Annotated in this window: 15 protein-coding genes; 1 reads left to right on the plus strand and 14 read right to left on the minus strand. The window is 63.2% G+C overall.

All coding sequences use genetic code 11. The annotated features are described in order from the left end of the window. Positions 1 to 25 precede the first annotated feature (25 nt). A complete protein-coding gene (locus tag O9Z63_RS16530; protein WP_270126446.1) occupies positions 26 to 1,726 on the minus strand; it encodes a T9SS type A sorting domain-containing protein in 1,701 nt (566 codons plus the stop codon). Between the two features lie 317 nt (positions 1,727 to 2,043). Here O9Z63_RS16530 and O9Z63_RS16535 point away from each other — a divergent pair, with 317 nt between their 5' ends. Continuing rightward, positions 2,044 to 2,469, plus strand: a complete 426-nt coding sequence (locus O9Z63_RS16535) for a hypothetical protein (protein ID WP_270126447.1) — start codon at positions 2,044 to 2,046, stop codon at positions 2,467 to 2,469. 77 nt (positions 2,470 to 2,546) lie between these two features. Here O9Z63_RS16535 and O9Z63_RS16540 read toward each other — a convergent pair whose 3' ends face one another. The 13 genes from O9Z63_RS16540 to O9Z63_RS16600 form a co-directional block, all read right to left on the minus strand. Then, positions 2,547 to 2,765: a hypothetical protein gene (locus O9Z63_RS16540; RefSeq protein WP_270126448.1), complete on the minus strand. Its 219-nt coding sequence runs from the start codon at positions 2,763 to 2,765 to the stop codon at positions 2,547 to 2,549. A 47-nt stretch (positions 2,766 to 2,812) separates the two neighbouring features. After that, positions 2,813 to 3,922, minus strand: coding sequence for a catalase family protein (locus O9Z63_RS16545; protein WP_270126449.1), 1,110 nt, complete (start codon positions 3,920 to 3,922; stop codon positions 2,813 to 2,815). A gap of 211 nt (positions 3,923 to 4,133) precedes the next feature. Beyond that, positions 4,134 to 4,535, minus strand: coding sequence for a nuclear transport factor 2 family protein (locus tag O9Z63_RS16550; RefSeq protein WP_270126450.1), 402 nt, complete (start codon positions 4,533 to 4,535; stop codon positions 4,134 to 4,136). A gap of 217 nt (positions 4,536 to 4,752) precedes the next feature. Beyond that, on the minus strand, positions 4,753 to 5,145 hold the full coding sequence (locus tag O9Z63_RS16555; protein WP_270126451.1) for a SpoIIAA family protein: 393 nt from the start codon (positions 5,143 to 5,145) through the stop codon (positions 4,753 to 4,755). A 111-nt stretch (positions 5,146 to 5,256) separates the two neighbouring features. After that, the gene (locus O9Z63_RS16560) at positions 5,257 to 5,589 is read right to left on the minus strand and encodes a hypothetical protein (RefSeq protein ID WP_270126452.1); all 333 of its coding nucleotides are present in this window, start codon (positions 5,587 to 5,589) and stop codon (positions 5,257 to 5,259) included. 162 nt (positions 5,590 to 5,751) lie between these two features. After that, the gene (locus O9Z63_RS16565) at positions 5,752 to 6,066 is read right to left on the minus strand and encodes a hypothetical protein (protein WP_270126453.1); all 315 of its coding nucleotides are present in this window, start codon (positions 6,064 to 6,066) and stop codon (positions 5,752 to 5,754) included. 183 nt (positions 6,067 to 6,249) lie between these two features. Then, positions 6,250 to 6,663, minus strand: coding sequence for a hypothetical protein (locus O9Z63_RS16570; protein WP_270126454.1), 414 nt, complete (start codon positions 6,661 to 6,663; stop codon positions 6,250 to 6,252). A gap of 146 nt (positions 6,664 to 6,809) precedes the next feature. Continuing rightward, the gene (locus O9Z63_RS16575; RefSeq protein WP_270126455.1) at positions 6,810 to 7,172 is read right to left on the minus strand and encodes a TonB-dependent receptor plug domain-containing protein; all 363 of its coding nucleotides are present in this window, start codon (positions 7,170 to 7,172) and stop codon (positions 6,810 to 6,812) included. Positions 7,173 to 7,269: 97 nt separating this feature from the next. Then, positions 7,270 to 8,826 (minus strand): M56 family metallopeptidase, encoded by a 1,557-nt coding sequence (locus O9Z63_RS16580; protein ID WP_270126456.1) that lies wholly within the window; start codon positions 8,824 to 8,826, stop codon positions 7,270 to 7,272. Continuing rightward, complete coding sequence (locus tag O9Z63_RS16585; RefSeq protein WP_270126457.1) at positions 8,826 to 9,194, minus strand: BlaI/MecI/CopY family transcriptional regulator; 369 nt, start codon at positions 9,192 to 9,194, stop codon at positions 8,826 to 8,828. Before O9Z63_RS16585 ends, O9Z63_RS16580 begins: the two co-directional genes overlap by 1 nt. Before the next feature lie 361 nt (positions 9,195 to 9,555). Then, the gene (locus tag O9Z63_RS16590) at positions 9,556 to 11,679 is read right to left on the minus strand and encodes a M13 family metallopeptidase (protein ID WP_270126458.1); all 2,124 of its coding nucleotides are present in this window, start codon (positions 11,677 to 11,679) and stop codon (positions 9,556 to 9,558) included. Between the two features lie 204 nt (positions 11,680 to 11,883). Continuing rightward, a complete protein-coding gene (locus O9Z63_RS16595; RefSeq protein ID WP_270126459.1) occupies positions 11,884 to 13,986 on the minus strand; it encodes a M13 family metallopeptidase in 2,103 nt (700 codons plus the stop codon). 158 nt (positions 13,987 to 14,144) lie between these two features. Further along, positions 14,145 to 14,567 carry a hypothetical protein gene (locus O9Z63_RS16600; RefSeq protein ID WP_270126460.1) on the minus strand — a complete coding sequence of 141 codons (423 nt, stop codon included), beginning with the start codon at positions 14,565 to 14,567 and terminating at the stop codon, positions 14,145 to 14,147. Positions 14,568 to 14,578: the final 11 nt, after the last annotated feature.

Below are 14,578 nucleotides of genomic sequence, written 5' to 3' on the forward strand. Positions count from 1 at the left end.
CCATGGTCTTTGGTAAAAAGGCATTCTATTCCACAAGTAGCTGGCGCACGGCGTACTGTTGGCCGGCTTGCACGCGCAGTACATAAAACCCAGGAGCCAAGCCCAGCAGATCCAGTTCCGGCCCCCGGCCGCTGGCCGCCAACCCGTGGGTGCTGCTGCGCACCGCGCGACCTAAGGCGTCGGTTAGGGTAAGCGTAACCGGTCTGGCACTTGCCCCGGCTGGCAAGCTCACCCCGACACGACCGTGGGCCGGGTTAGGGGTGAGGTGCAGATCAGCAGCCCAGGCGGGAGTGCCACTGCGCAGAATGGTGTTGTCGGTCAGGCCCACCAGCAGGCCCGCGCTGCGGGAGCCGATTGGGGTGCTAGCGTTGGGGACGGTAACAGTATAATTGCCGAACGTGGCCGTCGGGCTGTTCAGGCTGCCGGCCGCGTAGACTTGCTGCCCTCGAACGGCTAAACTTGAAAGCGACACCCTGGTGGTTGAGTTGCTGGCCACCTGCACCCAGTTATAGCTGCTGGTAGCGCCGGCATCGGTAAGACGGGCAATTACCGGGATGATCTGGCCACCGGGCACCGGCAACGAAACGGAGCCGAGCTTCACCCCATTGTCGTTGTAATTGGCCAGCAGAAAGAGGCCGGCGGCCGAGGCGTGCAGGGCGGAGCCGCGTATGCTGCCGCTTGAGCCCTCGTTGCCACGTACCCACGTCCAGCTGGCACTGCTGCCGGCGTCGGTCAGCTTGGCCAGATACAGGTTTACATTGCCCACTCCCGGCATCGATTGGCTGCCGAAGACGGCCGGTGCCAGGTTGGTAAAAGAGCCGACTGAGTACACGCTTGAGCCGTACACGGCCAGACCAACGGGGTAGTTGATATCGGGGCTGCCGGCCTGTACGGCCCAGGCCCACTGGCGGGGGGCGCCATTGTCGGTAAGCTTGGCCACGTACAATGGGTAGCGGACGCTGGATGCCGTCAGGGTAGTGGTGCCGAAGGTAGTGGTGGCAGCGCCGGAAAGGGAGCTGAATACCCCGCTCAGGTAGATGTCATTGCCCTGGGCTGCTATCGCGACGCAGGACTCGTTGTTGACCCCACCGCCCCGCTCGGCCCAGGCAATGCCACCGCTGCTGCCTGCATCGCTCAGCCGCGCCAAAAACACATCCGAAATGAAGCTCGGGACCGTGCCGCCCGGGTTGATGTTCGTGAGGGAAACCGTGCCAAGCGCCAGGGTGGGGCTGTTGAACTGGCCGGCCAGGTACACGTTGGTACCGCTGACCGCCAGGCCCGCCGCGGATTCCGTGTACTCTCCGCTCACGCGCAGAGCCCAGGCGAAGCTGGCGCTACTGCCCGTATCGGTGAGCTTAGCCACGAACACATCCTGGGGAATGTACATACCCTGGGGGGTTCCCTGGTTGATCAGCACGGTGCTCCCGAAGGTTACCTGGGTGCTTCGGTAGTCGCCGGCCACGTACACATTGCTGCCCAGCACCGCCACCGACTTGCTGATATCGTCGTCGGAGCCGCCACCGCGTTGGGCCCAGACGAAGCTATTGCTGGACGCGTCCCATTTAGCTATAAACACATCCAGACCGCCCGCACTGGTCAGCGTGGTAGGGCCGAAGCTGATGGTGCCCGAGAACGTGCCGGCCAGGTACACATTGCCGGCTGCATCTACGGTGGAGGCGTTGACGCTGCTGCTGCTGCCCGTAGGCTGGCTCGGAACTACGGCCATGTGCCAGGTTGAATTCTGCCCGAGCGCCATAACAGGCCCCATCAAGCTCAATAGCCAAAGTACTAAGCGGTGCGCCTTCAGGTAACTAAGACTCATATGCCACGGAATAAAGAGTGTGAAAAAATTATTGGGTATGTACATAAGTACAAAACACCCTTCCCGGAACCTAGATTCTGAAACTGTTATTTTTTGGCGGCGCCGAAGAAGTAGAGCACTGCATGGCAGCCATTAATAACGCCGCCAAGTCTGCTGCGCGTACTACAGGGTCCGGCCCGTAAGGCTGCTGACATTGTTGCGCCGTCGGTATCCTTGCCGTTGTGCGCTACCCAACTGTTGCTACCCCTTCCTATGCCTGGCCTATTCGGGTGGTACTGGCCATCTACGCCACGTGCTTCCTGATTGGCACCTACACCCACACGGCCAGCATTCTGCGGCGGGGGCTGCTGGCGTTTCCGGTGCCGGTGGGCATTGGGGTGTTCTGGGATACCCTGACGCTGCTGGACCCACTGACGGCAGGGCGGGTCTGGTGGCGGCCGCGCGTGGGCGTGCCGCTGGCGGCCGGTATTATGGCAGTGGACATCAGCGTGAACACCCACGTGTATCTGGCGGGCTACTTCAAGCCCCCGGTGGCGGGGCTGGTGCCGCTGAACCTGCTGGAGCAGGCGCTGTTTGGCGTGTTCATGTTCGTGACGGCGCCGTGGGTGTATCGGCAGCTGGCGCGGCCAAGTACGTTGCCGGGCTAACTATGGCCCCGCACTCGCTCGGCTATGCCAGGTGAGCCCTACGCCTGAGGGGCTATGCTCCGAATCCGGTCGCGCCACTAGCCCAGTTCCGGCGGACGCACGCAGCAGAGCTGCTGGGGCATAGTGGTCACTCGGCGCAGCCGAGCGACTGCCCGGATAGCCCGGAGCAGCGGCCAGAATACCGAAACAAATGGCTCATCCATAAACGCATCATGCTGCGCCTGCCGAAGCAGCTCTACCGTTCGTAACTCATTCGTTACAACAAAGCGGTAGATCTGCTTCGGCAGGCGCAGCATGACGCGTTACCTGGAAGGGCGTTCTGTTAGCTTGTTCGCCCGGCGCGCTAGTCGGGCAGCTCGTTGATGTCGCGCGGCTCGCGGCGGGGCTGGGCGTTCATGCGGTGGCGGTAGGCCGAGGACGTTTCGTAGGCCTTGATGCGCGCCCGGTTGATGGAGCCCAGCGGCAGGTGCTCGGGCAGGCAGTGGAACGGGTTGAACGACAGCACATCGTCGGCAAACACGCGGCGGGCGGGGCTGTAGGCGTCCTGGGCCGGAATGACGATTTTGCCGAGGGGCTGGTAGGGGCTCTGGTCCTGGGGCCAGTCCACGGAGCTGTCCTCCACGGGCATGGTTTTCAGGTCGGTGCAGAGCTGGGCGCGCAACTCGTACTCGGCGCTTTGGGTGCGGAAGAAGTCCACCACCAAATCGCGCAAGCCGGCAGGCTCCGTGATTTTTACTTGCTCGCCGGCCAGCGCCTGCACGTTGGCCGAGAGCGGGGCCACGCTGATTTTCGACACGTAGTCGCCGAAGCGGATGGAGCCGAGCGTGGTGTAGGTTTCGCCCAGCAGGTGGTTGTTGGGGTGCGGCGGCACCACCAGCGGAATTTCCTTTTTGATGCCCACGGCATCCAGCGCCTGATTCACCAGCGTGCCGGCCTCAGTCATGATTTTAGTAACGACTTCCGGCGCGTGCAGAAACACCTTTTCCTGGCGCAGCTGCATGTCGTGGTAGCTCTTGATGTCGCCGGTTGGAATGATGGTGTCGTTCACCATCAGGAAGTCCTGGGTGATTTCGTCGGCCTGGTCGGCCAGAAACTTCCGGCCCTCCACCCCAATAATCTTCAGGGCCAGCCCCTTCACCGCCGACTGCGTATCGGGGTCGATGGCGCCGGGCGCGGACGACAGGCGCAGAATCACGGGGTACACCCGGGGCTCCCGGAACATGCCCTGGGCCAGGTGCGCGGGCAGGTTGGGGTAGATGTGCAGCTCGCCGCGCAGCACGCCGTGGCTTTTGGCGTGGGCGTCGCGGATGGCGTGGCGGTGCTTCTCGAACATAAAGCGGTTCACCCGCGCCATCGACTCCACGGTTTCGTTGGTGAGCTGCTCTTCGTTGGGCTGGATTTCCTCGACGCCGGAATCGAAGCGGACGTACTGGGTTGGAATGGTTGCGGGCATAGGCCAGTTGGAAAACGCCCCGGGTTTGCTCCAGAGGCTGTTTTCCAATACGGACCAACTACGGCTTACGTTATAGCTGAGCTAGGCGCGCCAATAGTAGCGCGGCACAGTAGCGCGAACTTTGTAGTTCGCGCCCCAGAACGAAATCACCCGAACGGCGCGGTGGCGCGAACTACAAAGTTCGCGCTACTGCCCTCTGCGGGCAGCGGGGCTACAGGATTTCGTAGCAGGGGTAGCGGCGCTGGCGGTAAATCAGGCCGTCCTTGAATTCGAAGATGAGGCAGAGGTGGGCGATGATGCGCTGGCCGCGCAGCAGCGGGCCCAGGTCGCTGGTGGCGGTGGCCTGCCACTGGCCTTCCACCTGCACGCTGCCGTCGTCGCAGAGGCGGGTGTGGCTTACTTCGAAGTGGGGCTCCTGCAGTAGCTCGCGGCCCAGGCGCAGGTTGTGGAGAATATCGGCGAGCGAGCGAGTCTGCAGGGTTTTGTAGAGGCCGTTGGGATACTCCGTCTGCACTACCTCGGGGTGCAGTACGGCGGCGTAGGCGGCAGGGCTGGTTTCAAACGCATCAACCAGCGCGAAATATTCATTGACAACAGCAAGCGGGTTGGACATGGCGAAGAGGGGGAAAACAGCGCAAAATACGGGCGGCACATAGCCGCAGCCAAGCAAAGCTACTGCTTAGCCCCCACTCAATTGCCGTATCCGGGGCCAGCCACCGGCGCCATCTGTTCGGGGTACTCCAGGGGTGGCCGGCTCTGTCATCCGGCAGAGCAAAGCCAGCGGCCGATGGTACGGGCGGGCTGCTGTCTGGCGCGAAGAAGCCGGCGCCTTACTGTTTCTGCAGCCAGGCCAGCGCCTCAGCTTCGTCTTCAAACGAGCGGTAGACCAGCGGGCGGCTCTGAACCTGGGTGGTGATGAAGGCCGTAGCCAGGCGCACCATCACGTCCGGCGACACCACAATGGCCCCATGCCGGTAGCCGGCCGCAGTAGCCAGGGGCAGCCACTCGGCCCCTATCCATTGCTGTTCCTCGGGCGTGAAAGGCACCATTTGGGTCTGGTTGATCAGAACCCGGTGCCAGCCGTATCGTTGCAGCGCCAGGCGGGCGTGCGTCAGCAGCGCCTGCGTCTCATTCATCTTGCGGATCCCTGCCCGCCACACAATCCGGACCAGCTGCGTGGGGTCTTCAAGCACCTGGCCGGCAGGGTTTTCGAAATACACCAAAAGTTGTCGCCGGCCTGTCATCGAGCAAAGATAGTTCCCGTTGGTGTAGGTACATGCATTGGCGGCTCCAATCCGGCAGCGGCCCTTTTCAAAGACCGCTGCCGGGTGTTATTAGGGCGTTTTTTTAGGGGCCGCCCCGGTGGTGGCGCGGGGAGGCGTGGCCAGCGGAGGGGCGGGCACTGGCTGGCGCAGCAGGCGCTCGGGCGAGGCTGTAGCCTGGCGGGCAGGCTGGCCGGTCAGGCCGGGGGCGGTGGTGGCATTCTGGCCCTGCCCGGCGGTAGTACCGGAGGCTGTAGAAGGAGCCGGCATGGGCGTATTGGGGGGCGGCACTTTCACGGCGCCCAGCTTGCGCTGGGTAGGCGTGGACGGGGCGCGGTTCTGGGCCGCGGCGGTGGTACCTGCCAGCAGGGCCAGCAGCAAGGCAGTGGAAAGCAGACGGAACATAGCAGCTATAGGAAATGGTACAGCGCTGTATACGGGCGCCACTGCCTGAAAGGCGGCCTATGCGGCCAGCCTTTTCCGTTGCGGGCCGGCTACCACGCAAACGGCCGCTTTCCCGGGTAGGAAAAGCGGCCGTCTGGGCACTTATTGTATTACTGAGGCGGACTATTGGCGCGGCGGCATGGTGCCGGTTGGCGCATCTACCTGAATCCGGCCTTTGGGGGCGGCGGCTTTCTGCCGGCCTTTGCGCATGGCTTTGCGGCGGGCGGCCCGGCGGCGGAAGAAGCCCAGGCGGCGCTTTTTGCTGCGGCTGTTGCCACGGTAGCGCTTGTAGTTGGGGCGCGGAATCAGCGTTACGGCATCCGTGGCGGATACGGCAGCTTCCGTGAGCGGCGCCTCCGGGCTGGCAGCGGCCAGCACGGTTTCAGGCTCCAGCAACACCATGAAGGCACACAGAAGCAATAGTATTATTCTAAACATGATCCGAAGAAAAAAGGGTGAAACAAGCCGAAAACAGGTGGTGCAGGCAGGTGCGAACAATGCCTATACTACCTCAATACCAAAGATAACGGCTATAATCGGGCCAATATTATATTTACCCTCAATATCCAATAGCTTATCTGAAAATTGCCTTTTTCAACGGCCGCCTGTTTTCGGCGAAACCTAGCTGCGCGAGGTCAGCCAGCGCACCGCTTCGCCTTCGTCGATGAACTGGTTGAGGGAGCAGTAGTCGCCGTGGGTGTAGGGCAGCGGCGGCAGGGTGTCGTCCTGCACGTGGTCGGCCTGGTAAGGCGCAATCAGGAACGCCAGGTACACGTGCTCGTGGAGGTGGCGGCGCAGCGTGGGGTAAAACTCGGTGGTCAGCCAGTGTACGTCCTGGGCATCTACCTGCAGGCGGCGGCGCGAGTCAATCAGCCAGCGGTTGCAGCTGCCGCAGGAGGCGGCGTAGTGAAGCATGGCCTGGTAGCCGGCGCGCAGCTCGCCCGATTCCGCCGGCCGGGTCCAGCGGGCGGCCACGATGCCCAGATCGGGGCGGTGGCTGAGGTGGAGAAAGTCAGCTAGCGTGGTGGGCGTCATGCAAACAGGGGTAGGTGGCAGGCCGGGAAACAGGGCAGTGGTACCGATACGCACCAACGGCACTTCGTGTTGGCTGTGCTGACCGCAGCCCCCCGTAAACGCGGCGGCCCGGCTCACTCCTGGGGAGGAAGCCGGGCCGTCACAGGCTAGGGCCGCACCGGGGGCGCGGGCACCACCGGCGGCTGGATGTTGTAGCGGCGGTTGAACTCGGCCACAGCCTCGGAACTCACGTTGCGCTTGGTTACTACCACCATCACGCCGCCAGTGGCACCGTCGCCGAAAATCCGGGTGGCCTCGGGGCCTTTCACCACATTCACGCTGGCAATGGTGCGGCGGTTGAGCTCGTTGATGGCCTGCTGGGTGGACGGCTGGCCGTCGAGGAAATACAGGCTGGGCGCGCTGGCCTGCACCGGGGCGGGTGCCGGCGCTGCCTGGGCAAATACGCCGGCCGGCAGCACCAGCAGGGCCGTGCGCAGCGCCAGCCGCAGGGAAACAGATAGAAGCTTCATAGTTGGGATATACGCCCCGGGGGCTCGTTTGACTGAAAAAAGACGCTCCCGCAGCCTGGCAGGTTGCGGGAGCGGAGTATCGGGCGGATGCTATCTGTTATTTGGTGATGATGACAATAGCCCCTTGTCGACCTTTTTCGCCGTATTTCTTTACGGCGTGCTCGGCATCCAGTACAAACACTGACTCCAGCTTGTCGGGCGTCAGCTGCACGTCGGCCGGACTCACTTCGCGGCCATCCACCATCAGCAGCCGGCCGTTCAGGTCGGCGGCCGTCAACGGCTTGCCTTGCTTGGCATTTTCCATAAGACGCGCATCGGCGCCGGAAGCGGGCTGCAGCACGATGCTGTGCGTTTTCATGAATGCCAGCACCTCGGCCGAGTTCCGGTTCTGCTTGGTAAAAACCAGGATTACGCCATTGCTGGCTTCGGGGCCGAAGGTGGCCGTAGCGGCGCCTTTCACCACGTTCATGCTTTCAATAGTGGCCGGATTCAGGTTATCCAGTGCTTTTTTTTCGATCCGCTCGCCATCCAGAAAGTAAATCGGCTCAGCTACCACCACCGGTTGCCCCTGAGCATCGAACAATACATTTTCCGGCCGGCGGCCAATGGCTATTTCGGCTTTGTAGCGCAGGTTGGTACCATCAGCGGCCCGTACTTCCGATACACCGATCAGCCGGTAGCCAGGGTACTGCTGCACGATGTGCCGCAACGCGGCCGGCGGCAGGGCGCTGATGGGAGCAGGCTTCTCTGTATCGGCCAGGGTGCTGGTTGCTACCGCAGGAGTAGCCTGGGTGGCGGCGGCGGTCAGGAGCAAGCCCAGCGCTATAGGCAGCACAGCGGCGTAGCGCAGCAGTTGCCGCCGGCCGGAAGGAAGGGAATTCATCATACGAATACGGTTTTTAAGGGTGATAAAGGAGAAAGGGGTTGTTAAAGGGGAGCCGGCCGCCAGCGTACTGAGCCGGACCAGGCTGTATTGATACTGTTTCGGGGCCAGCTGGCTTTCGCGCAGCACGGCGGCATCGGCAATGAACTCCAGATTTTCCTGGGTGGCGCGCAGCCACAGCCAGGCCGCCGGGCTGGCCCAGGCCAGCACCCGGTGCAGGTGGCCCAGCAGCACATCCAGCGTGTGGGCCTGGCGCACGTGCACCTGCTCGTGGAGCAAGGCCACCGGCAGTTCGGCCGGCGCGTGGTGGGCCGGGTTTAGGTAAATGGCGCGCCCGAAAGAAAACGGACTCACCTCCCCCGCCACCGCCCGAAACCGCACCCCCGCCGCCTCCACCGGCCGGGAAGCCCGGTGCAGCCGCCACAACGACGCGCCCTGCACCAGCAGCCGGAGCAGCAGCCCCGCCGCCCCCAACCCGTAAGCCGCCAACAGCCACGCGCCATACTCAGGGCCAGAAGCAGCCGGGGCGGCCGTGCCGGTTGCCTCAGTCCAGGCGGGCACTACCTGCATCAGCGGGGCGGCTGGGGCCACGGCGGGCCGCAGCCAGCCCAGATCCAGCACCGGGTAAACGGCCGCCAGGGCCAGCGCCGCCAGCAGGTACCCGCGGTTGAGCTGGTGAAACGTGAGCCGGCGCAGCAGCCCGTAGTACACTGCCAGCAGCAGCAGAAGGGCCAGCTGCATCTGCAGCAGATAGAGCAGCAGCGCAGGCATCAGGGGCGGGTTTTGCGGTTTTCAATCATGTCGATGATGTCCTGCAGCTCCTCGGGGCTGATTTTCTGCTCCTGGGCGAAGAACGACACCAACTCCTTGTAGGAATTGCGGAAGTAGTCGCCGACGAAGGTGCCCAGGAAGCGGCGGCGGTACTCCTCGGCCGTGACGCTGGGCACAAACCGAAAGGTGTTGCCTAGCTTGCGGCTGGTCAGGTAGCCTTTGCGCTCCAGGTTGCGCACCGTGGAGGCCAGGGTGGTGTAGGGCGGACGCGGCTCGGGCAGCAGCTCCAGCACCTCCTTGATGAAGCCGCCGCCCAGCTGCCAGAAGCCCCGCATAGCCTCTTCCTCGGGTTGAGTTAATCGTTCCATTTTCTTATTACGAACTTTTCATAATTCTACGAATAAATCATACTTATTGATTATCAATGGAAAATATTTTTTTCAATAGAAAAAGAAAGAGGCCGCCTGCATGATGCAGACGGCCTCTTTTGGTCTTGGAGCTTTTGTGACAGCAGGGCATTGGCTCAGCGGCTGTTGAACGGTGTAGAGACGCGACACTTCGCGTCTCGCCGTTGAATGACTGGAACCGCACCCGATAAACAACCTCAGCAACGACGAGACGCGAAGTGTCGCGTCTCTACACCTTTCCTGAAATCACCCTTCACTGAGCAACCTCAGCACGCGACGACCGGCCCGACGGCTTGCAGCCGCCGGACCGGGACGTTCTGGGCTACCAGATGTTGGCGCGCTGGTTCTGAGCGCGGACCATCTTGGCGTCTTCCTTGCAGCCGAAGGCCTCGTAGAACTGGGGCATGTTCATGAGCGGGCCGTTGGTGCGGTACTGGGCCGGGGAGTGCGGGTCGGTGAGGACTTGCTGGCGGATGTACTCGGGGCGGGCGTTGGTGCGCCACACCTGCGCCCAACCCAGGAAGAAGCGCTGCTCGGGCGTGAAGCCGTCGTAGCGGGGGCGCGGGTTGCTGCCGTACTTCTTCTGCAACTCCTTTTCGAGGGCCGAGTAGGCCAGGGCCAGGCCGCCGAAGTCGGCCAGGTTTTCACCCATCGTGAGCTTGCCGTTCACGAACACCGAATCCAGGGGCTGGAAGGCCGAGTACTGGGCGCCCACCATGTCGGCGCGCTTCGTGAATTCGGCGGCGTCTTCCTTGGTCCACCAGTCGCGCAGGTTGCCCTGGGCGTCCGACTGCCGGCCCCGGTCGTCGAAGCCGTGGGTGATTTCGTGGCCGATGACCGCGCCCATGCCGCCGTAGTTTACCGCGTCGTCGGCCTTGGGGTCGAAGAACGGGGGCTGCATGATGCCGGCCGGAAACACGATTTCGTTGAGCGAGGAGTTGTAGTAGGCATTCACCGTGGGCGGCGTCATGCCCCATACTTCGCGGTCAATCGGCTTGCCGTAGCGGCTCAGGTTGTCTTTCGACTCCCACTCGCGGGCGGCCAGCACGTTTTTCAGGTACGATTCGCGGCTCATCGAGAGGGCCGAATAGTCCTTCCACTTATCGGGGTAGCCGATTTTGACGGTGAAGGCGTTGAGCTTCTTGATGGCCTCCTCCTTGGTGGCAGCGCTCATCCACTCCAGGCCGCGGATATGCTCGCCCATGGCTTCCTTGATATTAGCCACCATCTGCTGGGCCTTCACCTTGGTTTCGGGCGCGAAGGCCTTGTCCACGTACAGCTGGCCGAAGGCTTCGCCCAACGCACCATCCGTGGCGCGGAGCATGCGCTTCCAGCGGGGTTGCTGCTGCTTGGCTCCACTCAACACCTGCTGAAACCGGAACGACTCATCGCCGAACGACTGCGGCAGCGCCGACATCAGCGACGAGGTGAGGTGCCAACGCAGGTAGGTTTTCCAGTCACCAAGCGGCTCTTGCTTCAGAGCAGTGCTGGCTTCCTGCAGGAACTCGGGCTGACCCACAATCACCTCTTTGGCCGAGCTGAGGCCCAGGGCGGGCAGCATCACGGGCAGACCCAGGTTGGGGTATTTCTGGGCGGCCTCGGCCACCGTCATCTTGTTGTAGTTGGCGTAGGGGTCGCGCAGGGCTACGCGGTCCTTGCTGGCTTTGGCGAGCCGGGTTTCGAGGCGCAGCACCGTGGCGGCGCTTTTAGCGGCCACGGCCGAGCTTTCGCCCAGCATCTTGAACGTGTTGGTGAGGTAGGTGGTGTAGGCCGTGCGGATGGCTTTCGAGCGGGCGTCGTCCTTGAGGTAGTAGTCCCGGTCGGGCAGGCTGAGGCCGCCCTGGCTGAGGTAGAGGGCATACTCGTCGCTCTTTTTGCGGTCCTGGTTCACGCCCAGCCCGAACACCGAGCGGGTTTGCAGGCGCTGGGCGCGCACCAGCTCGGTTTGCAGGCCACGCAGGTCTTTCACCGCATTGATGCGGTTTAGTTCGGGCTGCAGGTACTTCAGGCCGGCCTTGTCAATAGCCACCGAGTCCATGGCCGTGGCGTAGTAGTCGCCTACTTTCTGCAGGTTGGTGCCCTTGGCGGCGGTTTTGTTGGCGGCCGAGGTTTCCAGAATCTGGCGCATCACGGCCTCATTCTGGTTGATGAGCCCGTTCCAGGAGCTCCAGCGCGACTCGGCGGCCGGAATCGGGTTGTTCTTCAGCCAGGTGCCGGAAGCGTACTGAAAAAAGTCGTCGCAGGGCGACACCGACTTGTCAATATTGGCCGGATCAATCCCGACGCCGGGCAGCACGGGGCCGAGCTGGGCCGTAGCATCAGTCGTGGCCGGAGTTGCAGCAGGCGGCGTGGTGGCGGTGGTAGCGGGCGTGCTGGCGGCGCATCCGGCCAGGGCCATACCGGCTGCCGTGCCCAAGGAGAGCAGGAAGGTGCGTTGTGGGGTCATTGGTGGAAGATTGGAGGTTGTGGATGAAGTTGAAGATGTCAAACATTAGAGCTAAGGCTAGTTCCCCTCCTTGGAAAGGAGGGGCTAGGGGTGGTTGATGGCCGGTAGAACGGGTTTTAGAACTAGCTCTAGATGATGTTCAACGGGTATCAACCACCCCTAGCCCCTCCTTTCCAAGGAGGGGAACTAGTTTTTAGCTTCCGGCTACCAAATCACCGCCCGTTCAGCATCGGGGCGGACCATTTTCTGGCCGGGCTGGCAGCCGAAGGCCTGGTAGAACTCGGGCATGTTCATGAGGGGGCCGATGGTGCGGTACTGGCCGGGCGAGTGGGGGTCGGTGAGGATTTGCTGGCGCAGGGCTTCGGGGCGGATGTTCTGGCGGCGCAGCTGGGCCCAGCTCAGGAAAAAGCGCTGCTCGGGCGTGAAGCCATCAATCAGCGGGCGGTTGCCTTTGCCGTACTGCTTGTCGAGCTGCTTCTGGAGGGCGGCGTACACGATGGTGAGGCCGGCAAAGTCAGCCAAGTTTTCGCCCATGGTCAGCTTGCCGTTCACGTGCACCGAGTCGAGGGGCGAGAAGGCGTCGTACTGCCGGCCCACCACGGCGGCGCGCTTCGTGAATTCGGCCGCGTCAGCCGGCGTCCACCAGTCACGCAGGTTGCCTTCCGAGTCGTACTGCCGGCCCGAGTCGTCGAAGCCGTGGGTCATTTCGTGGCCCATCACGCCGCCGATGGCGCCGTAGTTCACCGCGTCGTCGGCTTCAGGGTCGAAGAACGGGGGCTGCAGGTAGCCAGCCGGAAACACGATTTCGTTCATCGGCGGGCTGTAGTAGGCGTTGATGGTGGGCGGCGTCATGCTCCACTCGGTGCGGTCAATCGGCCCGCCGAACTTCTTCACGTTCTGCTGATAGCCCCACTGGCGCGCCGCCAGCACGTTTTTCAGGTACGACTCGCGCGAAATATTCAGCGCCGAATAGTCCTTCCACTTGTCGGGGTAGCCGATTTTCACGCGCAGGGCGCTGAGCTTCTTGAGGGCTTCCTGTTTGGTTGCGGCGCTCATCCAGGTGTTGGTCTGGATGTGCTCGGCCATCGACTCGCGGATGTTGGCCAGCATATCCAGCGCCTTCTGCTTGGCGGCGGGCGAAAACGCCTGATCCACATAGAGCTGCCCGAAGGCCTCGCCCAGCGTGCCGTCGGTGGCGGCCAGCATGCGCTTCCAGCGGGTGGGCTGCTGCTTGGCCCCGCTCTGCACCTGCGCAAACCGGAAGGCCTCGTCGCTGAACGCCTTGGGCAGCGCCGAAGGAACCGACGAAACCAGCTGCCAGTTCAGGTAGGTTTTCAGGTCGGCCAGCGGCTCCTCTTTCAGCACTGCGCTGACTTCCTTGAAGAAATCGGGCTGGCCCACAATCACCTCCTGGGCCGCGCCCAGGCCGTTGCGCTTCAGCAAAGCCGAGGGCTGCAGGTTCGGGAATTGCTTGTCGGCCTCGGCCACCGTCATCTTGTTGTAGCTGGCATACGGGTCGCGCAGCGAAACCCGGTCTTTGCTGGCGCGGGCCAGGCGGGTTTCCACGCGCAGCACCGTGGCGGCTTTGGCCGCAGCCGTAGCTTCCGCGTCGCCGAGCAGCTTGAAGGTGTTGGTGAGGCAGGTAATGTAGGCCGTGCGCACAGTTTTGGAGCGGGCGTCGTCCTTAAGGTAGTAGTCCCGGTCGGGCATTCCCAGGCCGCCCTGGCTCATGTTTACGGCGTACACCGAGCTGTTTTTGCGGTCGGGCGAAACGCCGGCCCGGAAGAACGCGCCGGTGCCCAGCGTCTGCTGGCGGGCAATTTCGGTGAGCATGCCGGGCCGGTCTTTCACGGCGGCAATGCGGGCCAGCTCGGGCTTGAGGTACGTCAGGCCGGCTTTTTCGAGGCCCACCGAGTCCATGCCGGCGGCGTAGTAGTCGCCCACTTTCTGGCGGTTCGAGCCGGGGGTGGCGGCGCGGTCGGCAGCGGCATCTTCCAGGATGCGGCGCAGGGTGGCCTGGGTTCGGTCGTTGAGTTCGTTGCGCGGGGCCCAGCTGCTGGCATAGGCTGGAATCGGATTGTTTTTCAGCCAGTTGCCGCCCGAAAACCGAAAGAAGTCCTCGCACGGCGACACCGAGCGGTCCACATCCTGGGGGTTGATACTACGGCCGCCGGTGGTGGAGGCAACAGCCGTGGCCGGAGGCGTGGCCGTGGTGCTGGTAGCGGCGGGCTGGGTGGTGGCACAGCCGGCCAGGGCCAGCAGCAGGGCCGCCGCGCCGGCCCGGGTAGGAACAGAAAGATGTTGCATGCAGCGAAATCAGAGTAGGCTTCGCCTAAGGTCGCGGCGCGGCGGGAAAGGTTGCGGGCCGCTGCCAATCACCCTGTTAAAAGGCACAAGCGCGACCGAAAACCCGGAGCGGGCAGTCAGTCGCGCTTGTGCTGCTTAACCAGAAAACTGTCTTGTTGCTACACTTTGCTTTGCTCGGCCTGCAGCCAGGCAATGGCCTGGCCCTCGTCGGTGAACTGGGCAGACATGGCGTGGCCGGTGCCGGGGTGCCGCAGCTCCGGAAACGGGGGCGAATCGGTGGAGGCCAGCAGTTGGTGCGGGGCCAGCAGGAAGGCTACCCGGATTTCGCGACCCAGCTTCTCCAGCGCCTGCCGGGGCGCGTTCTGGTTCACCCAGTTGGTGATTTCATGCGTCGTGCGGAACCGCCGCCGGGCATCGAGCAGCCAGAACCGGCAGTTGGCGGCGGCGGCGGCCTGAAACAGCTGCACGTAGTTCTGCTTCACCTCCTCGGCCAGACTGATTTCCACCAGCCACCGGCCCACCAGAATATCCAGGTCAGGGCGGTAGAGAATGGGAAAAGCAGGCGTCGAGAAGTCTTGCATCAAACAAAGGT

The sequence above is a fragment of the Hymenobacter yonginensis genome (genome assembly GCF_027625995.1).
Lineage (GTDB): Bacteria > Bacteroidota > Bacteroidia > Cytophagales > Hymenobacteraceae > Hymenobacter > Hymenobacter yonginensis.